Raw genomic sequence first — 20,232 nt, 5'->3', positions numbered from 1 at the left:
GGGGCTGCGCTCGGCAAATTATTGCTGTATACGTTTTACTTTACCTGACGGAGGGAGCCCGATGAACCAGGCACTACGACTCGCGGTCATCCTCAACCACGCCAGTCGGCGAAACGACCTCGCGGTGGAGATCGTCGACATCGCCGAGCATCGGCTGCCGGTGCTCGGCGAGCCGCCGGACTACAACCCCTCCGTGCGCAACGAGCGGACGGCCCGTTGACCACCCGTCTCGACGCACCCCCGGGAACCGGGGCGATCCCGTGGCGGGTGTGGCGACTCGCCCTGGTGATCGCGTTCGGCGCGCTCATCAGCCAACTCGACACGTCGATCGTCAGCGTCGGCCTCAACGCCATCGCCACCGACCTGGACGCGGAGCTCGGTGACGCCCAGTGGATCGCCAACGCGTACCTGATCGCGCTCGGCATGTCGTTGCCGGCCAGCGGATGGCTCGGCCGCCGGTTCGGCGTCGGCCGGATGTGGCTGGCCTCGCTCGGCGGGTTCACCGTGGCCTCCGTCCTGTGCGCCCTCGCCGACGGCGTGTGGTGGCTGGTGGCGGCGAGAGTGCTCCAGGGCCTCACGGCCGGACTGCTGGTGCCCGCCGGGCAGACGGTGCTCGGTCAGGCGGTCGGTCCGCACCGTCTCGGCCGGGTCATGGCCACGCTCGGCATCGCCGTCACCCTCGGCCCGGCGCTGGGCCCGGTGCTCGGCGGGCTGATCGTGCACGCCGGCCCCTGGCCGTGGCTGTTCCTGGTGAACGTGCCGCTCGGCGGACTCGGGCTCTGGCTCGGTCTGCGGTACGTGCCGCACGGCCGACCGGTCGACCTCCCCAGCCGGCTGGACTGGCCGGGCCTGCTGCTGATCGGGGCCGGCGTCCCCCTGCTGATCTATGGACTCACCATGGCAGGCGAGCGGGGCGTCTTGGCGCCCGGTGCGCTCGTCCCCACGCTTGCGGGGCTCCTGTTGACCGGCGGCTTCACCTGGCACGCCCGACGGGTGGCCCACCCGATTCTCGACCTCCGGCTGTTCGCCCGGCCCGCATACGCGGCGGCGACCGTGACCGCCGCGTTCGCCGGCGCCGTCATGTTCGGGGCGTCGCTGCTGTTCCCGCTCTACTTCCAGATCGGCCACGACGCCGATGTGCTCGAGACCGGCCTGGCGCTGATCCCGCTCGGGCTCGGGACCGCGGTGCTGCTGCCGGTCAGCGGCCGGCTCGTGGACCGCTTCGGCGGCGGCGTGGTGAGCTTCTACGGCATCCTCGCCGCGGTCGCCACCACCGCGCCGTTCGCGCTGGCCGGCACCGGCCTGCCGGAGCCACTGGTGCTCGCCCTGCTGTTCCTGCGCGGCATGGCACTCGCGCTCGCCGTGGTGCCGGCCGGGATCTCCGCCTACAAGGCAGTCGCCCCGGACCAGCTTCCGGACGCCACCACCCAGGTCAACATCCTGCAGCGGGTCGGTGGAGCACTCGGTGGCGCGGTGTTCACCGTCGTACTCGCCCACGAACTCTCCCACGGGGCGGACGCGGCCTTCCGTACCGCGTTCTCCTGGCTGACCGTGGCGTCGGCGTTGGGACTCGCCAGCGCGGCCTGGCTCGCTCTCGCCGAACGCCGGAGTGACATGCGTCCGCGATCGAGGACGCGGTCTGGTGCTGCCGGATACTGATTCGTAGTCTGATGCCGGCCGTCAGCGGCTGTCGGGCGTTCGTCGCCGAGCCGGGTGCCTGGGGAACCTGCGCTGGTCCACACTCCAGAGTGAAGCGCATCTCACTGAGTGTTATGTGCGACGAGATGCTCGACTTGGCCCTAGCGCAGGGTCCCGCCAGCATGACTTTCTGATTTGTGTCGAGGTCGAGACACTGATCGTCGATCTCCCCGAACATTGTGGACGATGAGCTGTCTACATTGCCGCCCTGCCACGGATAGTAATTGGCGAACCGAAGGGGCCAAGGGGGAACGATGAACGAAGCACTGGCGGAACCGCTCACCGGCTATCAGGTGACGGCCGTGGCCGTAGCCGTCGCCGGAGTGGTGGGGGGCCTGGTGCGGGCCTGCGTGGCGTACCGGGCGCGGATACACGCCGAACGCGAGGCCACGACACGTACGACAGCCCGGATGACCTGGCTGATCCGGCTCACCGAGGCCGACCACGACGTGGTGCGGATCGTGGAGCGTGACCGCGACGGTCATCGCGAGGTGGAACTGGGCGTCCGTGACCTGCCGAAGTCCGGGATCACCAGGGAGGCGGCGTGAGCGACATCCAGGGCACCGCCGCCCGGACGCCGGCCGACGACGAGGACGCGCGCAGGGCGGAGGCCCTCCGTGTGAAGGCCGACCACGACCGGGAGTTCGCCACCTTCGTCGAGGGCTCCTACCACACCGTGGAGCGGATTCTCCGGTCTGTGTGGTGGGACCGCGAGGTGGTGGCGGACGCGCTGCACGAGGCGTACCTGCACGGGCGGGTCAAGTGGCCCGAACTTCGGGACCACGTGCGGCCGATCGGCTGGATCGTGCGTACCGCCCGGTTCAACCTGCTGAAGGACCGGGACCGGCGTCAGCGGGAAGCCGCGGTGGCGCCGGAGGACCTGCCGCCGGCGCCGCACTCCGACATCGCGGACGTGTGGGAGGCGCAGGAGACGTTGCGGGCCTGGCTGCGTCAGCTTCCGGCCCGGCACGCCGAGGTGTTCCAGATGTCCCGGGAGGGCTTCTCCAACCAGGAGATCGCCCGCATCCTCGGGCTGACCGAGAACAGCGTCCGCTGTTACAAGGCCGCTGCCAAGCGAGGTCTCGGTGAGCTGGCCGAGGAGGCCGGCTTCACCCGTTCGCCCGGCCGGCGGCGTCAGGGGGGCAGCCGTGGATCTCGATGACCTGCTGGCGTTGGCCGAGACCAGGCCCAGCCCGCTGGAACTGGCCCGCGCCCGCCGCGTCGCGCGCACCGTGCAGAGCCGGTACGACCTCTCGCTCGCCGAGGGCTACGAGATCATGGTCGACACCGACCTGGTCGACCCGGTGACCTGGAAGGTCGATGAGGCGACCCGGGTGGCCCGCGCCGCCCAGTTGTCGAAGCAGGGCACGCTCACCTGGATGGCCGGCGGACCCGGGTGCCTCGGCCGGCTCTTCTGGTCGGACGAGATGGCGATGATCTTCGGGCACGCGCCGGGAACGCGGCGCCTCACGCCCGAGACCGTCCTCGACCTCGTCCATCCGGGCGACGCCGAGCGGGTCCGCGCGGCTGTCCGGGCCGCGTGGGAGCGGCACCGTCCCGACGAGGTCCGCTTCCGGGTGGTCCAACCGGGGGGCCGGATCCGCCACGTGCACTGCCACCTCGAAATACTCACCGCCGAGGACGGCCCGTCGGGGATCATCGCGACCGGGGAGGACGTCACCGCGTTCGAACTGGCCCGGCAGGAGCGTCACCGGCTCGCCGTGCGCAGCCGGATGCTCAGCACCGACCTGGCCGTACCGGACGTCCTGACCGGGTTGCCGACCCGCGCGTACGTGATCGACGAGGTGGACCGGGCGCGGCGCAGCACCGGCGGGGCGCTCGTCGTGGTGGCGACCGAGCCCGCCACCCGGCTGCCCGACGCGCTCACCGACGAGGACCGCGACCGGGTGACGGCGGAGGTCGCCCGGGTCCTCCGCGCGGTCGTCGGGGCGAAGGTGACAGGTGGGCTGGTGGGCTCCGGCTCGTGGGGGGTGCTCCTCACCCCGGCCGACGACCACCCGGAGACCGCGGAGAGCCTGGCGGCCAGGATCGTCGAAACGTTCCGGAACCACCTGTTCAGCGTGCGGCAGAAGCCGTTGCGGTTCACCATCTCGGCCGGTGTGGTGCACTTCGGCAGCGGCGTGCCAGCCACCGGCTTCGACCTGCTCATCGATGGGGAGAACGCCGCCCGCGACGCGCGCCGGAACGGCACCGCCGTCACCGTCCTCGACCGGCCGGTGGAGGAACGGGAGCGGACGGAGCGATGCCGGTCCCGGATCCATCGCGTCGTCTCGGCCAACAGGTTCGCGCTCTACGCGCAGCCCATCGTCGATCTCCAACTCAACCAGGTCACCCGGCACGAGATCCTGTTACGCGTGCGCAGCGACACCGGTGAGCCGGTCGCACCCTGGGCGTTCCTCGACATGGCCGAGCGGGTCGGTGAGATCCTCACGGTGGACAAGTGGGTCGTCGACCACGCCCTGGAACTGATCGGCCGGGGTGCCCAGACCTCCCACTACCAGGTCAACATCTCCGGCCGGTCGCTCGCCGACCCCGGGTTGCTCGCCTTCGTGACCGACGCGATCGACAGGCACCGGGTCAAGCCGGACTGCCTGACGTTCGAGATCACCGAGACCGCCCTGATCGAGAACCGGAACGAGGCCATGGCCTTCGCCACCGGGATCAGAGAACTGGGATGCCACCTGGCGCTCGACGACTTCGGCACCGGATACGGCACGCTCACCCACCTGAAACAGCTCCCGGTCGACCTCGTCAAGATCGACGGGACGTTCATCGTCGATCTCTGCCGGTCCCCGGCGAGTCAGGCGGTCGTGTCGACGCTTGTCGAGCTGTGCCACACGCTCGGCATCCGAGTCGCCGCCGAGTACGTCCAGGACGAGGAGACCATCGAGCTGCTGCGCAACTGCGGCGTCGACTTCGCCCAGGGCTACCGGACCGGACGGCCCGAGCCGATCACGGTCGGCCGGAAGGAGGTGCAGACGGTGGAACTGGAGTTGCGGTTTCCGCCGCAGCACACCGCGCTCGGCTGAGACCCCGTCCGGCCCTTCGACGAGCGCGGTGCGCGGCCCCGGTCAGGGCCGGAGCACGTAACGGCCGCGTACCCCGCCCTTGGCGACCGCGCGGTGGGCGTCCGCCGCCCGGTCCAGCGGCAGCACGGCGTGCACCCGGGCCGGCAGTTCGCCGGACGCGGTGCGGGCGAGCAGGTCGGCCAGCTGCCGGCCGTCCGCGTGCGTGTCCACGGCCGCGACGCTGACGCCGCGGGCCGGGGCCGGCCGGATGTTCGGCCGGACCCCGACGAACGCACCGCCGTCCCGGACCAGGGCGAACGCCTGCTCCTGAAGGTTCGCGGCGTCGGCCACCGCGTCGAAGCCCGACTCGGCCGTCGCGGTGAAGCCGGCGCCGAGGCCCCGCACGAACTCCTCGTCCTCCGCGCGGGCCAGGCCGGTCACCCGCCAGCCCCGGTCCGCGGCGAGCACGAGGACGTACGCGCCGACCGCGCCGGCCGCGCCGGTGACAAGCAGCCGGTCGGCCCCGGCGGGCGCGTCGCCGAGAAGGTCGACGACCTGCGCCGCGGCCAGCCCGTTCAGCGGCACCGTCGCCGCCGCCACCAGGTCCAGCCCGTCGGGTACGACGGCCAGCTCGGCGGCCGGCACGACGAGTTGCTCGGCGTAGGTGCCGTAGTCGCGGTCGAACCCGACCACCAGGCCGGCGACCCGGGTGCCGGCGGTCAGGTCGACGCCCGTGCCGGTGGCGACGACGGTGCCGGCGAAGTCCCAGCCCAGGCCGGTGTGGTGCGGTTGATTGATCATCCCCAGGCCGTGGAAGAAGCCGCCGGCGACACCGAGATCGACGGGGTTGACGGCGGCGGCGGCCACCGCCACCCGCACCTCGCCGGGCCCTGGCTCGCGCAGCGGAACGTCGATGACCTCGATGGTGCCGGGTCCGCCCGGGGTGCGGACGACGGCGGCGCGGAAGGTGGGCGTACCCATGTCTGGTGCTCCTTGTCCTTGACGGTTCTCCCACACCACGATGGAGGGGTAACTCTCCAGCGGGAAGGACGCACTTCGAAGTGCGTAGGGCACCCTCGGGTGGGAAGGAGCGGTCGATGTCGACGCGAACGGCCACCGAGAGGAGGGCCCGGGCGCGGGTGGAGTACGACGCGTTCCTGGCCGCGTGCCCCAGCCGTCAGTTGCTCGCCCGGATCTCGGACAAGTGGGTGGCGCTGATCCTGGCCGCCCTCGGCCGCGACGGTCCGGACGGCGAGGTCGGCCCGCAGGTGATGCGCTACTCGGAGCTGTCCCGTCGGCTGGCCGGGGTCAGCCAGAAGATGCTCACCCAGACGCTGCGTTCCCTGGAACGCGACGGCCTGGTCACCCGCACGGTGACGCCGACCGTGCCGGTGACCGTCACGTACGAGCTGACCGAGCTGGGCCGGTCGCTGCACCGGCTGACCTATCACATCAAGGTGTGGGCGGAGGCGCACATGGACGAGGTGTACCTCGCTCGCGAGCGGTACGACGCCCGCTGACGCCGTTCGGTCCCCTCGACGATCCCGGAAGTTTCCGGCCGACCGAGCGCTGTCCCGGATGGACGGCGTGAACGGCTCGTTACGTTCGACAACGTTCGGTCACCCCTGCCGAATCCTCGCGTCCAACGGTTGACCAGGCCCGATAGTCATCGACATTGACCGATCGCGGACTGCCGAGTATGTTCCGTGCAGTTACCGGTAGTTTTCCGAAAAGTTTCGGACCTGACGGTAGGGGCGTGGTCTCCACGCCCGCCACCACCTTGCACATCACCGTCCGATATGCAGAGGAGTGTCATGGAACGTCTACTGAGGCGTGGTCGCTATCGCGTGGCGGTGGCCGCAGCCGCCGGCTCGCTGGCGTTGGCCGGCGCCGGGCTGCTGGTACCCGGTCCGGCCCAGGCGGCCTCCACCCTGGGCGCGGCAGCCGCGCAGTCGGGGCGGTACTTCGGCACCGCCATCGCCGCGAGCAGGTTGAACGACTCGACGTACAGCACGATCGCGGCGCGTGAGTTCAACATGATCACGGCTGAGAACGAGATGAAGCCGGACGCCACGGAGCCGAACCAGAATCAGTTCAACTTCAACTCCGGTGACCAGATCTACAACTGGGCCACCCAGCGTGGCCTGAAGGTCCGCGGGCACACCCTGGCCTGGCACGCGCAGCAGCCCGGCTGGATGCAGAACATGCAGGGCAGCACGCTGCGCAACGCGATGATCAATCACATCAACGGTGTGATGGGCCACTACAAGGGCAAGCTCGCCGCGTGGGACGTGGTCAACGAGGCGTTCAACGAGGACGGCAGCCGCCGTAACTCGAACCTGCAGGGCACCGGCAACGACTGGATCGAGGTGGCGTTCCGCACCGCGCGGGCGGCCGACCCGAACGTGAAGCTCTGCTACAACGACTACAACATCGAGAACTGGTCGTACGGCAAGACGCAGGGCGTCTACCGGATGATCCAGGACTTCAAGTCCCGTGGTGTGCCGATCGACTGCGTCGGGTTGCAGACCCACTTCACCGGCGGCAGCTCGCTGCCGAGCAACTTCCAGACCACGCTGTCCAGCTTCGCCGCCCTCGGCGTGGACGTGGCGTTGACCGAGGTCGACGTCACCAACTCCTCCACCTCCCAGTACGCCGGGCTCACCCAGGCGTGCATCAACGTGCCCCGCTGCATCGGCATCACCGTCTGGGGTGTCCGCGACAGCGACTCGTGGCGCTCCAACGAGAGCCCGCTGCTCTTCGACGGCGGCGGCAACAAGAAGGCCGCGTACAACTCGGTCCTCAACGTCCTCAACGCCGCCGGCCCCGGGCCGACCACCTCGCCGACCACCTCGCCGACGGCGACGCCGACCACCTCGCCGACCACGCCGCCGCCGTCCGGCGGCGCCGGCCGGATCGTTGGCAGCCAGTCGGGCCGGTGCATCGACGTGCCGAACTCCTCGCAGAACAACGGCACCCGGGTGCAGCTCTACGACTGCCACGGCCAGAGCAACCAGCAGTGGACCTCCACCGGCAGCAGGCAACTGACGGTGTACGGCGGCAGCCGCTGCCTGGACGCCGCCGGCTCCGGCAACGGCTCGGCGGTCCAGATCTACAGCTGCAACGGCCAGGCCAACCAGCAGTGGAACGTCAACTCCAACGGCACCATCACGGGCGTCCAGTCCGGCCGCTGCCTCGACGTCTGGGGCACCGGAAACGGGCAGCAGGTCCAGATCTACGACTGCAACGGTCAGGCCAACCAGCAGTTCCGGCTCGTCACGAGCTAGTCGACAGGTCGACCGGCGGTGGCCCATCGTTGCGGCGGTGGGCCACCGCAGTCGTCCGCGCACCCGGCGCCGTGGCGCGACCGGCGCGCAGCCGTCCCCGAAGCGGAGGCGGACCTCAACCCCGGGGCCAGTGATCGGGTAGCCTGATGGCCCGACGGGCCGTTAGCTCAATTGGCAGAGCTGAGGACTTTTAATCCTTAGGTTCTGGGTTCGAGTCCCAGGCGGCCCACGGACTTCTCTGACCTGCGGTTCTTGGCCATGCCGCAGTCGTCATGCGAACCGGTTGATCGAAGCTTCGGGTCTTTCCCGGCGAGCGGATGATGATGCATGCATAATGAATGCATGGTTGCTCTCCAGATTCGGGACGTGCCAGAAGAGGTGCGAGACGCCTTGGCGGCGCAGGCCAAGGCGCGCGGGCAGTCACTCCAGGCGTACCTGCTGGATCTGGTGGAGACGCAGGCTCGGCGGCTGCGCAACACTGCGGCTCTTGATCGCTTCGCCGGCCGATGGGACGGTGCTCGCTCCCTGCCGGGGGAGAGCGCGGCCGAGTTGAATGACCAGCGGGAGCAACGCGGACCATGGGGAAGCACGGCGTGATCGTCGTGGATGCGTCGGTTCTGGCCGATGCCCTGGTCGATGACGGGCCGGTCGGCGACGCGGCGCGGGCAGAGCTGACCGGCGATCCGCACTGGGCCGCGCCGAGCCATCTTCTGGTCGAGGTCATGTCGGTGATCAGAGGCAAGGTCCTCGGTGGGAAGCTGGGCCTGGCTCGGGCTCAGGAGGCGATCGATACCCTGCCCTCGTTGGTCATCGACGAGGTTGGCGTCGCGATGCTGATTGACCGGATGTGGCAGTTGCGGGGCAATGTCACCACGTATGACGCAGCCTACGTCGCGGTGGCGGAGTTGTTGGCCTGCCCACTCGTGACCGGTGATGGTCGGCTCGCCAAGGCGAGCGGCGTCCGCTGCGAGTTCCGACTGCTCGCGGTGTCATGACGGTGGCCATAGATCGATCCGCGCCGGTAGGTGGCGTCAGCCAGGAAGATCATCAAGGCGTCGAAGGCGTTGTCGCCGAGGATGATGCCGATGCCGAGGGTCAACGCCCCGATGCGGCGACCTCGCCGAGCCCGCCCTGGCCGATCAGGTAGCCGGTAGCGGCCACCACGGCGGCCAGCCGCAACCACAGTCGGCGGAGGCGCACATCCGACGGGGTCGCGGCCGGCACGTCCTGACGGGTGTCGGCGTTACGGCGCGCGAACCACATGGGTTCCCTGCGGAGCCACGGGCAAGCAGGGCAACGCCACCAGGACGACCGCCTGTAGGACGTTTTCCAGGGAAGCCGCCGCGTGCTCGATGTTGGACCAGCGGTAGAGCAGGTCGGCGATCGCCAGCCACACCGTCTGCCGTCGGCAGTCAATTCACTTGCAAGACGAGCCGGCCCGATTCCTTCTTGACCGGTACAGAAAACCTTGCTACTGTACCGGTATAGAGAGCAGCTTCGGTGAGTCAGGAGTTCGCCATGGAGATGCCCGCCGCCTTCGTCACCGCCATCAACGCTGTCGACTACGAGTTCGCCAGCGCCCGCCCCGACGCCCCGGTCGTCCCGCACGTGGAGAAGCCGCAGCGCGCCAAGGTCGTCCGTGCCGCCGTCGCCAAGCGACTCGCTCGTGCCGCCAGAGCGGTCAAGCTGGCCTGATCGTGGTCTTTGATAGCCTGATACCAGCCGGTAGGCATCGGCGTCCGCCGACCCAGGCGGCTGCCGGACCGAAGACCGATCCGCCGTCGGGGCGCCCCCGACCCTGACGGCGGGCACAGCTGGAACGACTGGTGGTGGCGTGGCGTCCCGGGTGACACTGCAGACGATCGCCGACCGGGTCGGCGTGAGTCGGATGACCGTGTCGAACGCCTTCTCCAAGCCCGACCAACTGTCCGCGGCGCTGCGCGAGCGGATCCTCACCGCCGCCCGGGAAGCGGGCTACGTCGGCCCCGATCCGGCGGCCCGCGCCCTGGCCCGGGGCACCACCGGCGCCGTGGGCATCGTGCTTACCTCCTCGCTCCGTTTCGCCTTCACCGATCTGGTCGCCACCAGCTTCCTCGGCGCGGTCGCGGAAGAGCTCGGCCCGACCGGGCTGTCACTCACCTTGCTGACGTCGTCCGACGACGGCGCGATCATTCCGGCGCGGGACGTGGCGATCGACGGCGCACTTGTCTACTCGTGCGATCCCACGTCGACGGCCGTCCAGTTCCTCACCCGCCGCAAGCTGCCCCTGGTCTACGTCGACCAACTGCCGGTCGAGGGAATCCCCGCCGTCAACGTGGACGACCGCTCCGGCGCCCGGGCCGCCGCCCAGCACCTGATCGACCTGGGCCACCGGCGGATCGGGCTGCTCCTGTCCGGCCTGCATGGCACGCACGGCCTGGTCACCGCCGCTGACCTCACCGCCGAAGGGCACGCCTCCACCCAGCGGATGCTCGGGTGGCGTGACGCGCTCGACGCGGCCGGCATCGACCCCCTGATGGCTCGACAGAGCGGCGCCGACCTGGAGCAGGCGAAGGCGGGCGCCCGGCTGCTCCTGGACCGGCCCGACCGGCCCACCGCGCTGCTCTGCTTCTCCGACGCGGTCGCCTACGGCGCGCTCCGGTGTGCCGAGGAACTCGGCATCGACGTTCCCGGCGAGCTGTCGGTGGTCGGCTTCGACGACAACCCGCTCGCCGTGCAGATCCGGCCCACCCTGACCACCGTCCGTCAGAACGTGCAGGCCAAGGGGCGGCTCGCGGCGGCGGCGCTCAGCCGCGCGATCCAGGACCATCTCGCCGGCCGTCCGATCGCCGCCGAACACACGCTGCTCCCCACCGAACTGGTCGTCCGGGACAGCACCGCCCCACCAACAGCCGGTTGATCATTCCCGCGATGCGCGGCACCGCGCACACCGGCGCCCCTCCTTGCCTGGCCGACGGCGTGTCCGCTGTCATCCTTGCCCGGCATGGCCAGCGCAAGGCCGGCGCTGCGGGGGACGACGCCGACACGTCGTCCCCCGCAGCACCGGCGGGCCGGCCTAACCGGCCACGGCACCTGTGGGTTCACGGAGCAGCACCCGTTCGGCGGGCTCGGCCACCGGCACCCGACTGGTCCGATGGAGCCAGATCGGCCCGGCCAGGAGGAGCAGCAGGCCGGTCAGCGGGAACAGCGCGGCGATCACCTGCTCCCAGCCCGCCAGCGCCATCGGCGCCGGCGGCGACTCCTGGATGCCCAACAGCGAGAAGACCCGGATTGAGAAGACCGCCGCCAGCACGACCGTCAACGTGGCCAGCACGGCGGAGCGGTCCCGGTAGGCCCGGACCGCGAGCCAGACCAGCAGCGGGATCACGTACACCCAGTGGTGTTCCCAGCTCACGGGCGAGACCAGCAGCCCGGTGACGGCGGCGGCGGAGAAGCCCAGAAAGTCCGAGCCGTGCTGGTGAGCGTAGCGGGCCACGGCCAGCCCGAGGACCGCCACGATCGCCAGGACCACCAGCCACCAGTGCGCGAACTGGGTGCTCGACACCCCCCGGGCCAGGGCCCCGGACAGCGACTGGTTCGGGGTGTCCCACACCCCGCCGGCCCGCGACGAATGCAGCACCAGGCCACCCCAGTACCGCGCCGCGTCCGCCGGTAGCAGGACGAACCCGAGGACAACCGTGCCGAGGAAGGCCGCCGTCGCGGTGGCAGCCGCCCGCCACTGCCTGGTCACCACGAGGTACGCGATGAAGATCAACGGCGTGACCTTCAGCCCGGCCGCGATCCCGATGCCCAGCCCGCGCCAGCGACCGGTGTGGCCGCGGAAGTCAAGCAGCACCAGCAGCAGGAGAAACATGTTGATCTGCCCGGCGATGAGCTGGATCCGCACCGGCAGCAGCCAGGTGGCCAGGACGAGCACGACCAGGGTCAGCGCGGCCCGGGTACGCGGGGTGCGGACCCCGGCGATGCCCAGCGAGAGCCAGGCGACCGCACCCAGGGCGATCAGCGACAACGTGTTCCACACCAGGCTCGCCGCGCCGATCGGCAACAGGGACAGCGGCACGAAGAAGAGGATCGCGGTCAGTGGCGGGTAGAGGTAGGGCATCGGCCCGTACAGCGGGCTCTGGATCGCCACGTCGTAGAGCGAGGTGCCGTGCCGCACCGCCTCACCGCTGGCCAGGTAGACCTTCAGGTCCACCGTCCACCGCAGCGCCCAGTACGGGTCGCGGGTGAAGATCGCCTCGGCGATCAGGGCCAGCGCGAACGCTGCGATCACCACGGCCGCGATCGTGCCGATGTTCAGCCGTCGGCTCGGTGGCCGCGACTCGATCTCTGTCGTCTGCATGGCTCAGCTCCTGTCCGTCACAAATGGAAGGTGGGGTGCGCGTCCGGCCAGGATCGGCGGGAGCGGACGCGGTCCGATCAGCAGTTCGTCGTGGCCGGCGAGGCGCAGCTCGGCGCCGGTCGCGCCGAGACGATCCAGCACCCCGAGGGCGTCGAGTTCGTCGCATCCGTTGAGCAGAAGGTTGACCTGCTCGTCCGCCACGTCAACCTCATCGGTCGAGCGCAGCGCGCCGACCGGCACCGGCCCGCGCCCGGGAAATCTGACAAGCGTGGCGATGTCCGGGCGGGCCGACCGGCGGCGGGTCGGCCCGGATCGGGCCGTCCGGATCTGGTGCTCGACCACGCCGGCGAGCAGAGCGGCGGTCCGGTCCCAGGTGAACCGGGCGGCCCAGGCCCGGCACGCTTCGGCGAACCCGCTGGCGACCTCGTCGTCGGCCAACGACACGAGTTGGCCGACGAGCGCATCCGACAGCCGGTCGGCCGAGCTGACGATCTCGCCGGTGCGGCCCGGACGCACGAAGTCCCGGGCGCCGGCAGCGGCCAGCGCCACCCCCGGCACCCCGTACGCGGCGGCGTCGAGCAGTCGGGAACCGCGCCCCTCGCGTGTCCCGGTGCAGGCGGTCAACCAGGCGCGACGCCACCACCGGTCCCGGAGCTCCGGTACGAGCGGGCCGTGCAGGGTCACCGCGGAGGCCAACCGAAGGGCCTCCACCTGCCGGCGCAGCCGCGCGAGGTCCGGGCCGTCGCCGAGGATCTCGACCCGCAGGTCCGGCAGCGCGGCCACGACGGCCGGCAGCGCGTCGAGCAGGACGTTGAGCCCTTCCTGCGGGACCAGGTCGGCCTCGACCACGACGGTCGGGACCGTTGCGCGTCCTGTGACGCCATCCGGAGCGGGCGTCGTGGCGCCGGGCGGCACCACGAAGATCGGCCCCCGGAGGCCGAGCCGCCGGCGCAGGTCGTGCCGGGCCGACGGCGACAGCGCCACGGTCACCCGATCCGTCCGGCTCCACCGGCCCACCGCGCCGGCCAGGAGTTGGCCCGGGCGGGTGCCGGTGTGGCGGTCGGTCCGGTCCACCACCTCGACCACGGGTACGGAAGGACCGACGACCAGCGGCAGGGCGCCGATCGACCCGCCGGTGGCCAGGACCACGTCGAAGCGGTTCCCGTCCCGCACCGCACGCGCCACCGCGCTCAACGGTCGGGCGGCACGCAGCACCCGTACCCCGGCGGTCGTCTCCTGCTCGGGACGGCCCGGCAGCCGGCGCGCGGCCCAGGTGACCTGGGTGCCGTCCGCCGCCCAGCGCCGGGTGACCTCGTGCAGGTAACGCCCGGCGGCAGCGGCGCCGGGCTGGTGCGTGTCGCGTTCGCCGAACACCAGCACCCGGCGGTCCGCCGGGTGTGGCAGGTGCGGGCTCACCGCGCACCCGCCCCGGCCGTGCCGAGCAGGTCCGCCCGGTAGAGGCGGAACAGGTCGGCGAAGGCTGCCCGTCCGTCCCGCAGCGGGCGGAACGTGGAGCGCTCGTCGTCGGTCCAGACGACCGGAACCTCGGTGATCCGGCCGCCGGCCCGACGGATCTGTCGCAGCAGCTCCACGTCGAACGCGAAGCCGCTGAGGTGGCAGCGGCGCAGGGCCCGCTGCACGGCCGGCCGGTCGAAGAGCTTGAACCCGCACTGGGTGTCGTGCACACCCGGCACGAGCTGCCTCGCCAGCGCCCGGAACACCGAACCGCCCAACCTGCGGGCGACCGGCTGCGGACAGGCCAGTTCGGCCCCCGGAGCGTGCCGCGACGCGATGGCCGCCGCGGCGCCGGCCTCCAGCGCGTCGACCGCCCGGGTCAGGGTCGGCACCGGAGTGGAAAGGTCGGCGTCGATGAAGCCGACGAAGCGCGCCCTGCTGCCGGCGATTCCGCGCCCGACCGCGGCGCCCTTGCCCGGCCGGGAACACCCGACCACCACCACTTCGGCGTCCCAGTTGCCGGCCTTCACGACGGTCGCGGTGTCATCGGTGCTTCCGTTGTCCACCACCACCACCCGGGACCGCCAGTGTTGACCGGCCAGGAAGGCGGTCACCTCGGCGAGCGTGGCCGGCAGCCGGGCGGCCTCGTTGAACGCCGGGACGACCAGCTCCAGGTCGACCGTGTCCCGCCGGGCGGCAGCGTGCACGGGGGCCGTGGCCACGTCCGTTCCGCCCATCACGCACCTCCCCGAACCGTCGCATCGGCCACCAGCGAGCCGCGCGCGGTGGCGTACCGGCTGGCGAAGAGCTTGGGGTGGGCGGAGCGGATGCCGCCGACGACCATGTCGTACGGGACGTCGTCGAACTCGCCGTGCTCGCGGAGGAACTCCATGTGCCGGCGGCCCTCGTCGTCGTAGGGGTGGTACATCGAGTCGGTGAGCCCGTCGAACTCCAGCGGTTTGATCCGGTAGAGCCGGCAGAGCATCCGGTTGAAGACCGGGGTGGCCCGGACCCACCGGCCCTCCAGGTACACCGTCGTCAGACTGTGGAAGGTGAAGATGTTGCCGCCCATCAGCTCCTCGAGCTGCGGGGAGGCGAGGTGGTTGCGGACGTCGCCGTAGTAGATCCGGCTCGGGATGCCGACCGCCCGCAGCGCGGCGGCGTAAACGATGGACTTGTGCACGCAGAATCCGGTGCCCCTGGTGATCGTGGAGCTGGCCCGGAGGCCGTGGCGGGACAGGTCGGCCCCGTACACCTCGTAGTGGATGCCGTCGCGGACGGCGTAGTAGAGGGCCACCGCCCGCTCGGTCGGAGTGGCCTCCGGCGCGTCGGGCAGGTGCCGGGCGACGAAGTCGCGGACGACCTCGGAGTCGTGGTCGATGAACTCGGTGGCGGTGAGCAGGGGTGCGTGCGTGAGGGTGGTCGACACGGACATGGGGTGGTCCTCCAGGGATGTGGACGGAAGGGGAGATGCGGGGGGTCAGAGGCCGAGCATCCGGGCGATTCGCTGGCGCTGGACGTCGGAGGTGCCGGAGTAGATGGTTCCGGCGACGGCGTTGCGCAGGTCCTTCTCAAGGCCGTACTCACTGGTGTAGCCGTAGCCGCCGAAGACCTGGACGGCGGCGAGTGCGACGGCGACGTTGCTCTCGCTGGCGATCAGCTTGCTGGCCGCGATGTCGACTGTGACGTTCTCGCCGTCGACGTGGCGTTGCCCGGTGTCGTAGAGCCACTTGCGGGCGTTCTCCACCGCGATGTGCATGTCGACGATCCGGTTCGACACCGACTGGAAGGAGCCGATCGGCTGACCGAACTGCATCCGGGACCGGGCGTATTCGATCGAGCGCTCCAGCCGGTGCTGCATCTCGCCCAGATTGATCACGAAGGAGCAGAGGATCTCCCACTTCATGACGTGATCCATGACCAGGAAGCCGGCGCCGGGCGAACCGATCACGTTCGTCACCGGGACCCGGCAGTCGTCGAAGAACAACTCCGAGAAGGGAGACGTGGTCAGGCCCATCTTCGCCACCGGCGGTCCGACCACCAGGCCCGGCGTGTCCCGGTCCACCAGGAACGCGGTGAGCGCGGCCGGGCTACCTCGCTTACCGGTCAGGGCGTAGATGACGATCACGTCGGCGATCGGCCCGTTGGTGACGAACGCCTTGCTGCCGTTGAGCACGTAGTGATCGCCGTCGCGAACCGCTGTCGTACGCATGCCCATGACGTCGGAGCCACCCGACGGCTCGGTGATCGCGTGCGCCCCGATGATCGATCCGTCACTGACCCGCGGCAGGTAGCGCTGCCTGAGCTCGGCGGACCCGAACCGTTGCAGCGGCACGCCGGTGCTGACGATGTGGGTGGAGACGGAGAAGCTGAACCCGCCGTCGCGGCAGGCGTACCCCAGCCCCTCCAGGACGTACATGGTGGTGAGCAGATCCTGGCCCAACCCGCCCCACCGTTCGTCGAACGGCAGCCCGAGCAGGCCGGTCTCCCGGATCAGCTTCCAGGCCGCGAAGCCGAACTCCCGGTCGGCGTCCCGGCCCAGGTGCCCGTCGCCCGCGGCGGCACCCAACTCCTCGGCCAGTCCGCGCAGCTCGCGCTGCTCATCGGTCCAGTTGATCATTTCGTCACCGCCCTTCGGTGGCGCCGGAGGGCGTCCGCTCGCGCCGCGCCCGCAGCACGTTGCGGTCGACCTTCCCGGTCGATGTCCGGGGTAGCGCGTCGTCGACGAGCACGAACACGCCAGGGATGGCCGTACGGGGCAGCGCCGCCGCGCAGTGCAACCGCAGGTGCAGCCCGTTGACGTCCGAGGCCGCACGGGGGCGGACCACCGCGTGCAGGACGTTGCCCGCCTCCGCGTCCGGCACGGCGAGCACCGCCGCCTCCAGCACCTCCGGGTGCGTGAGCATCACCTGCTCCACCTCCTTCAGGTTGGTCCGGACACCGCGCACCTTGACCTGGTCGTCGTTGCGGCCGGCGAGGAAGAACAACCCGGCGGCGTCGCGCCGGACGAGGTCGCCGGTGCGGAACCAGCCGTCCCGCCAGCGCGCGGCGTTCGGCCCCGCGTCCAGGTAGCCCCGGGCCCGGAACGGGGTGCGGACCACCAGCTCACCCACGCCGGCACCGGTCACCTCCGCGCCGTCGGCGTCCACCGCGGACACCTCGACCCCGTCGATGGGGCGACCGATCGGCATCCCGCCCAGCGCCCGCACCTCGGCCGGCTCCACCCGGTGCAGGAAGCTGTCGTTGGTCTCGGTGCAGCCGTAGACGTTCCACAACCGCGCGTGGGGGAAGGCCCGCCCGATCCGGTCGAGCAGGGGCGGCGGCGCGGCGTCCCCGGTGAGCAGTACGTCCCGTACCCCCGGGAACCGGCCACCGGCGTCGGTGACCAGCCGGAAGAACAGCGGGACGGCCTGCACCACCGTGGGACCCTGCTCCCGGCAGAACTCCGCCAGCCACGGACCGTCGACGGCCCGTTCCGGGTCCACCATCACCACGCAGGCGCCGGTCGCCAACGCGGTCCACACGTCCAGCAGGCACAGGTCGAAGTTGAGCGGCGCGTAGTTGAGCACCCGGGCGTCGGGCCCGATGTCGAAGGTCCCGGCCGCCCAGGTCAGAAACGGGTCCACCCCGTCCGGGGCGAGCTCGACCACCTTCGGCGTGCCGGTCGAGCCGGAGGTGGTGAGCAACATCCCGGCCCCGGGCAGCGCCCGACCGGTCGCCCCGCTGGGCCGGACCGTCAGGCCGTCGGCGTCGGCGCCGAGGATGTCGGCGCAGCCGACTGCGGCGCAGACGCGGGCCAGCGACTCCGGGCCCAGGGAGGCGGGGGGCAGCAGCACCCGACGGTCCAGCTCGAACGCGGCGATCAGCAGCGCGACGGTCTCCGGCGACTTGACCGCCGGGACGCACAGCGGCACCTCGGCGTCCAAACCCAGTTGGTCGAGCGCGACGCGGGTGTCGCGGACCAGCTCCGCCAGCCGGCGATAGCTGATCTGGTCTCCGGCCCAGGACAGGGCCGGTGCGTCGGGCCGGTCGTGGACCTGTCGGTAGAAGGCGGTGCAGAACGATGTGGTGGGCACGATCTCTCCTGTCGTTCGTCGTCGCGTCGGCGCCGCAGGACGGCAGCCGAACGGGTGGGATCAGGTGCCGGCGTCGACCAGTCGGCCGCCGCCGGGCACGGGCCGGTCCAGACCGGCGACGGTGAGCAGTCGATGCAGGCACGCCTGGTTGGAGGTGACCACCGGGACGCCCAGGCCGGCCTCCAGTCGGGCCACCGCGTCCCACGAGCGGAATCCGCTACCGGGAATCAGCACGCTGTCCGCGTCGGCCGGGAAACGGGCGGCCACCTGCCGGCAGACCTCGTCCGGGTCGACCGCCCAGCGGCCACCCCGGTCGAAGATGCGGTGTCGTTCCACCGCGTTCCAACCGCTGTCGAGGCGGTAGTGCAGCAGCCCGGCCACCTCGAAGCCCGCCGCGCTGAGATACCGCCGCGCCGCGGCGAAGGTCGGGTCGGTGAACCACGGCGGCACCAACACCAGCGGCCGGCGTACGCCCAGCTCGACAAGTCCGGCCCGGATCGCCTCCCCGGCGGTGTAGACCGGGGTCCCGGCCGCCAGGTCGGTGGCGGCGGCGGAGAAGCCGGCGTCGAACTCCAAGCCGCCGAAGAAGCTCGCCGACGCGAAGCAGAGGCAGATCGCGGTCAGGTCCATCTGGCCGAGCTGGACCAGCCCCCGCCGGATGTCCGGCTGGGCGATGAGACGCTGCCAGCTCTCCGCGGTGTACTCCGCGCCGGTGCTCGTCGGGCTCTCGAAACGCGCGGCGTGCACGGTCACCCCGGCCGGTGCCCGACCCCACAGCTCCGCCTCGACCACCGGGTCGTTGTGCACCACCAGCACACCGAGCTGGGCGGCCCATGCCGCGGCCCTCATCGCCGACTCTCCCCGAACTCCGGGACCAGCCGGTGGATCGGCTGGTCACCCGCCCCGGTGTCGGGCCCGACGTCCGTGGCCACGCGGTCGTCCGAGGTCCGGGCGGCGCCGCCGGCGCTCCTGGCGGGCAGTCCGAAGAAGGCCAGGACCGCGCCCGCGCCCGCCGCCAGGGCGGTGGTGAGGAACGCGGCGCCGAAACTCTGCGCGTCCGGGTCGGGGCCGAGCACCAGGACCAGCACCGCGATCCCGAGAGCGCCGGCCATGTACTGGGAGGTGGTCATCAGTGCGCTTCCGACACCCTGATTGCGGTCGGCCACGTCGGCGGTCCCGGCGATGAACATCGACACGTACGTGACGCCGTGCGCGAAGCCGGTGATCAGCAGACCGGGGAGCAGGTGCAACAGGTAGTTCTCGCCGTGCACCTGGGTCGCCAGCAGCAGCAGGCCGGCGGCGTTGCCGACGAACGCCAGGGTCAGGGCCATCCGGACGCCGAGCACGGAGACGATCCGGGCGGCGACGGAGTTGGCCACGGCGATCGCCACCGCCATCGGCAGGAACGCCATGCCGGCCGCGATCGGACCGTACCCGCGCAACTGCTGGAGGAGCAGGGTGAGCACGAAGAACTGGTTTCCGACGCTGGCCATGTAGAGGGCGGTCGACCCGCAACCCACCAGGAGCGAACGGGTCCGCCGCAGCAGCGGGTCCACAAGCGGTTGGGTGCTGGTCCGTTCCCAGATGACGAACCCGCCCAGGAACACGGCGGCGAGCACGAACATGGCGACCGTGCCGCCGGACGTCCAACCGTCGCTGGAGGCCCGGGTCAGGGCCAGGGCGGTGGAGAGCACCGTGCCGGTGCAGAGGATCGCGCTCGGCACGTTCAACTGGTTGTGCCCGACCGTAGGGCGCAGTCGAGGCAGCAGCCGGGGCGCGGCGAGCGCACAGATCAGGGCCAGCGGCAGGTTGATCAGGAAGACCCAGCGCCAGGAGACGGTGCTCAGCAGCCCCCCGATCACCACACCGGCGGCGAGGCCGGACGCGCCGACCGTGCCCCAGACCCCGAGCGCCCGGTTACGGGCCGGACCGGCGGCGAACGAGGTGTTGATCAGCGCGATGACGGCCGGTTGGAGCGCCGCCGCGGCCACGCCCTGGACCGCTCGGGCCACCAGCAGCAGCGCCGGCGCGGTGGCGAGACCGCCGGCGAGCGCGGCCAGCCCGAAGACCGCCATCGCGGCGATGAAGAGGTTCCGGGAACCGAACCGGTCGCTGGCTCGGCCACCGACGATCAGGAAACCGGCGAAGAAGACGGCGTATCCGCTCACCACCCACTGGATGGCGCTCTCGCTCAGGTCGAAGTCGGCGCCGATACGGGGCAGGGCGATGTAGACGATGGAGTAGTCGAGGGCGATCAGGAACTGGGCGATCGCCAGGATGGCGAGGGTGCCGGCGGCGGATGTCGGCCTGCCGGTGGCGGCTCGGTAGCGGGTGACGGAGGGCAT

The 20,232-nt window shown here is 71.1% G+C and carries 21 protein-coding genes and 1 tRNA gene; 12 read left to right on the top strand and 10 right to left on the bottom strand.

All coding sequences use genetic code 11. The features are described from left to right. Window positions 1-61 precede the first annotated feature (61 nt). The 5 genes from O7602_RS27910 to O7602_RS27890 all read left to right on the top strand — a co-directional run bounded on the left by O7602_RS27910 (window position 62) and on the right by O7602_RS27890 (window position 4,748). Window positions 62-220 carry a hypothetical protein gene (locus tag O7602_RS27910; RefSeq protein ID WP_281585578.1) on the top strand — a complete coding sequence of 53 codons (159 nt, stop codon included), beginning with the start codon at window positions 62-64 and terminating at the stop codon, window positions 218-220. Further along, window positions 217-1,659 (top strand): DHA2 family efflux MFS transporter permease subunit, encoded by a 1,443-nt coding sequence (locus O7602_RS27905; RefSeq protein WP_281585577.1) that lies wholly within the window; start codon window positions 217-219, stop codon window positions 1,657-1,659. The genes O7602_RS27910 and O7602_RS27905 overlap by 4 nt, the downstream gene beginning before the upstream one ends. 293 nt (window positions 1,660-1,952) lie before the next feature. Further along, complete coding sequence (locus O7602_RS27900; RefSeq protein ID WP_281585576.1) at window positions 1,953-2,246, top strand: hypothetical protein; 294 nt, start codon at window positions 1,953-1,955, stop codon at window positions 2,244-2,246. Further along, window positions 2,243-2,860, top strand: a complete 618-nt coding sequence (locus O7602_RS27895) for a sigma-70 family RNA polymerase sigma factor (RefSeq protein ID WP_281585575.1) — start codon at window positions 2,243-2,245, stop codon at window positions 2,858-2,860. Before O7602_RS27900 ends, O7602_RS27895 begins: the two co-directional genes overlap by 4 nt. Beyond that, window positions 2,847-4,748 (top strand): GGDEF domain-containing phosphodiesterase, encoded by a 1,902-nt coding sequence (locus O7602_RS27890; RefSeq protein WP_281585574.1) that lies wholly within the window; start codon window positions 2,847-2,849, stop codon window positions 4,746-4,748. Before O7602_RS27895 ends, O7602_RS27890 begins: the two co-directional genes overlap by 14 nt. 42 nt (window positions 4,749-4,790) lie before the next feature. On the opposite strand, the gene O7602_RS27885 is transcribed toward O7602_RS27890, so the two are convergent. After that, window positions 4,791-5,708 (bottom strand): NADP-dependent oxidoreductase, encoded by a 918-nt coding sequence (locus O7602_RS27885; RefSeq protein ID WP_281585573.1) that lies wholly within the window; start codon window positions 5,706-5,708, stop codon window positions 4,791-4,793. Between the two features lie 116 nt (window positions 5,709-5,824). On the opposite strand from O7602_RS27885, the gene O7602_RS27880 reads away from it, so the two are divergent. From O7602_RS27880 to O7602_RS27860, 5 genes are all read left to right on the top strand, one after another. Further along, the gene (locus O7602_RS27880) at window positions 5,825-6,247 is read left to right on the top strand and encodes a helix-turn-helix domain-containing protein (protein WP_281585572.1); all 423 of its coding nucleotides are present in this window, start codon (window positions 5,825-5,827) and stop codon (window positions 6,245-6,247) included. Between the two features lie 294 nt (window positions 6,248-6,541). Further along, entirely contained in the window at window positions 6,542-8,014 is a 1,473-nt protein-coding gene (locus O7602_RS27875; protein WP_281585571.1) for an endo-1,4-beta-xylanase, read from the top strand. A 156-nt stretch (window positions 8,015-8,170) separates the two neighbouring features. Continuing rightward, window positions 8,171-8,243, top strand: a tRNA-Lys gene (locus tag O7602_RS27870). Between the two features lie 113 nt (window positions 8,244-8,356). Beyond that, the gene (locus O7602_RS27865; RefSeq protein WP_281585570.1) at window positions 8,357-8,611 is read left to right on the top strand and encodes a hypothetical protein; all 255 of its coding nucleotides are present in this window, start codon (window positions 8,357-8,359) and stop codon (window positions 8,609-8,611) included. Beyond that, window positions 8,593-9,009 (top strand): type II toxin-antitoxin system VapC family toxin, encoded by a 417-nt coding sequence (locus tag O7602_RS27860; protein ID WP_281585569.1) that lies wholly within the window; start codon window positions 8,593-8,595, stop codon window positions 9,007-9,009. Before O7602_RS27865 ends, O7602_RS27860 begins: the two co-directional genes overlap by 19 nt. 100 nt (window positions 9,010-9,109) lie before the next feature. Here the strand turns inward: O7602_RS27860 and O7602_RS27855 are convergent, their stop codons facing one another. Then, window positions 9,110-9,277, bottom strand: coding sequence for a hypothetical protein (locus O7602_RS27855; protein ID WP_281585568.1), 168 nt, complete (start codon window positions 9,275-9,277; stop codon window positions 9,110-9,112). Between the two features lie 237 nt (window positions 9,278-9,514). On the opposite strand from O7602_RS27855, the gene O7602_RS27850 reads away from it, so the two are divergent. Beyond that, a complete protein-coding gene (locus tag O7602_RS27850; protein WP_281585567.1) occupies window positions 9,515-9,709 on the top strand; it encodes a hypothetical protein in 195 nt (64 codons plus the stop codon). A 151-nt stretch (window positions 9,710-9,860) separates the two neighbouring features. Beyond that, window positions 9,861-10,913 carry a LacI family DNA-binding transcriptional regulator gene (locus tag O7602_RS27845; RefSeq protein ID WP_281585566.1) on the top strand — a complete coding sequence of 351 codons (1,053 nt, stop codon included), beginning with the start codon at window positions 9,861-9,863 and terminating at the stop codon, window positions 10,911-10,913. A 156-nt stretch (window positions 10,914-11,069) separates the two neighbouring features. Here the strand turns inward: O7602_RS27845 and O7602_RS27840 are convergent, their stop codons facing one another. Genes O7602_RS27840 through O7602_RS27805 form a run of 8 tightly spaced genes read right to left on the bottom strand, consistent with a single transcriptional unit; the run spans window position 11,070 to window position 20,232 of the window. Then, window positions 11,070-12,356, bottom strand: a complete 1,287-nt coding sequence (locus O7602_RS27840; protein WP_281585565.1) for a glycosyltransferase 87 family protein — start codon at window positions 12,354-12,356, stop codon at window positions 11,070-11,072. Window positions 12,357-12,359: 3 nt separating this feature from the next. Then, window positions 12,360-13,772: a glycosyltransferase family 4 protein gene (locus O7602_RS27835; protein ID WP_281585564.1), complete on the bottom strand. Its 1,413-nt coding sequence runs from the start codon at window positions 13,770-13,772 to the stop codon at window positions 12,360-12,362. Next, on the bottom strand, window positions 13,769-14,548 hold the full coding sequence (locus O7602_RS27830; RefSeq protein WP_281585563.1) for a glycosyltransferase: 780 nt from the start codon (window positions 14,546-14,548) through the stop codon (window positions 13,769-13,771). Before O7602_RS27830 ends, O7602_RS27835 begins: the two co-directional genes overlap by 4 nt. Then, a complete protein-coding gene (locus O7602_RS27825; RefSeq protein WP_281585562.1) occupies window positions 14,548-15,246 on the bottom strand; it encodes a transglutaminase-like domain-containing protein in 699 nt (232 codons plus the stop codon). The genes O7602_RS27830 and O7602_RS27825 overlap by 1 nt, the downstream gene beginning before the upstream one ends. A gap of 45 nt (window positions 15,247-15,291) precedes the next feature. Then, window positions 15,292-16,431, bottom strand: a complete 1,140-nt coding sequence (locus tag O7602_RS27820) for an acyl-CoA dehydrogenase family protein (RefSeq protein WP_281585561.1) — start codon at window positions 16,429-16,431, stop codon at window positions 15,292-15,294. 4 nt (window positions 16,432-16,435) lie between these two features. Next, window positions 16,436-17,887, bottom strand: a complete 1,452-nt coding sequence (locus O7602_RS27815) for an AMP-binding protein (protein ID WP_281585560.1) — start codon at window positions 17,885-17,887, stop codon at window positions 16,436-16,438. Between the two features lie 60 nt (window positions 17,888-17,947). Further along, window positions 17,948-18,736 carry a hypothetical protein gene (locus tag O7602_RS27810; RefSeq protein ID WP_281585559.1) on the bottom strand — a complete coding sequence of 263 codons (789 nt, stop codon included), beginning with the start codon at window positions 18,734-18,736 and terminating at the stop codon, window positions 17,948-17,950. Next, entirely contained in the window at window positions 18,733-20,232 is a 1,500-nt protein-coding gene (locus tag O7602_RS27805; protein ID WP_281585558.1) for an MFS transporter, read from the bottom strand. The genes O7602_RS27810 and O7602_RS27805 overlap by 4 nt, the downstream gene beginning before the upstream one ends.

Origin of the sequence: Micromonospora sp. WMMD1128, from assembly GCF_027497235.1 — a bacterium.
Taxonomy (GTDB): domain Bacteria; phylum Actinomycetota; class Actinomycetes; order Mycobacteriales; family Micromonosporaceae; genus Micromonospora.
Note: the sequence above shows the minus strand (reverse complement) of the source record. Positions and strands in the feature narration are given on the sequence as shown.

Bases quoted from the DNA above. Each gene is read 5' to 3' on its own strand.
- O7602_RS27820 (WP_281585561.1), bottom strand. From the start codon at position 16,431: ATGATCAACTGGACCGATGAGCAGCGCGAGCTGCGCGGACTGGCCGAG.
- O7602_RS27875 (WP_281585571.1), top strand. From the start codon at position 6,542: ATGGAACGTCTACTGAGGCGTGGTCGCTATCGCGTGGCGGTGGCCGCA.
- O7602_RS27810 (WP_281585559.1), bottom strand. From the start codon at position 18,736: ATGAGGGCCGCGGCATGGGCCGCCCAGCTCGGTGTGCTGGTGGTGCAC.
- O7602_RS27885 (WP_281585573.1), bottom strand. From the start codon at position 5,708: ATGGGTACGCCCACCTTCCGCGCCGCCGTCGTCCGCACCCCGGGCGGA.
- O7602_RS27825 (WP_281585562.1), bottom strand. From the start codon at position 15,246: ATGTCCGTGTCGACCACCCTCACGCACGCACCCCTGCTCACCGCCACC.
- O7602_RS27840 (WP_281585565.1), bottom strand. From the start codon at position 12,356: ATGCAGACGACAGAGATCGAGTCGCGGCCACCGAGCCGACGGCTGAAC.
- O7602_RS27830 (WP_281585563.1), bottom strand. From the start codon at position 14,548: ATGGGCGGAACGGACGTGGCCACGGCCCCCGTGCACGCTGCCGCCCGG.
- O7602_RS27860 (WP_281585569.1), top strand. From the start codon at position 8,593: ATGGGGAAGCACGGCGTGATCGTCGTGGATGCGTCGGTTCTGGCCGAT.
- O7602_RS27855 (WP_281585568.1), bottom strand. From the start codon at position 9,277: ATGTGGTTCGCGCGCCGTAACGCCGACACCCGTCAGGACGTGCCGGCC.
- O7602_RS27805 (WP_281585558.1), bottom strand. From the start codon at position 20,232: ATGCCCTCCGTCACCCGCTACCGAGCCGCCACCGGCAGGCCGACATCC.
- O7602_RS27910 (WP_281585578.1), top strand. From the start codon at position 62: ATGAACCAGGCACTACGACTCGCGGTCATCCTCAACCACGCCAGTCGG.
- O7602_RS27865 (WP_281585570.1), top strand. From the start codon at position 8,357: ATGGTTGCTCTCCAGATTCGGGACGTGCCAGAAGAGGTGCGAGACGCC.
- O7602_RS27900 (WP_281585576.1), top strand. From the start codon at position 1,953: ATGAACGAAGCACTGGCGGAACCGCTCACCGGCTATCAGGTGACGGCC.
- O7602_RS27880 (WP_281585572.1), top strand. From the start codon at position 5,825: ATGTCGACGCGAACGGCCACCGAGAGGAGGGCCCGGGCGCGGGTGGAG.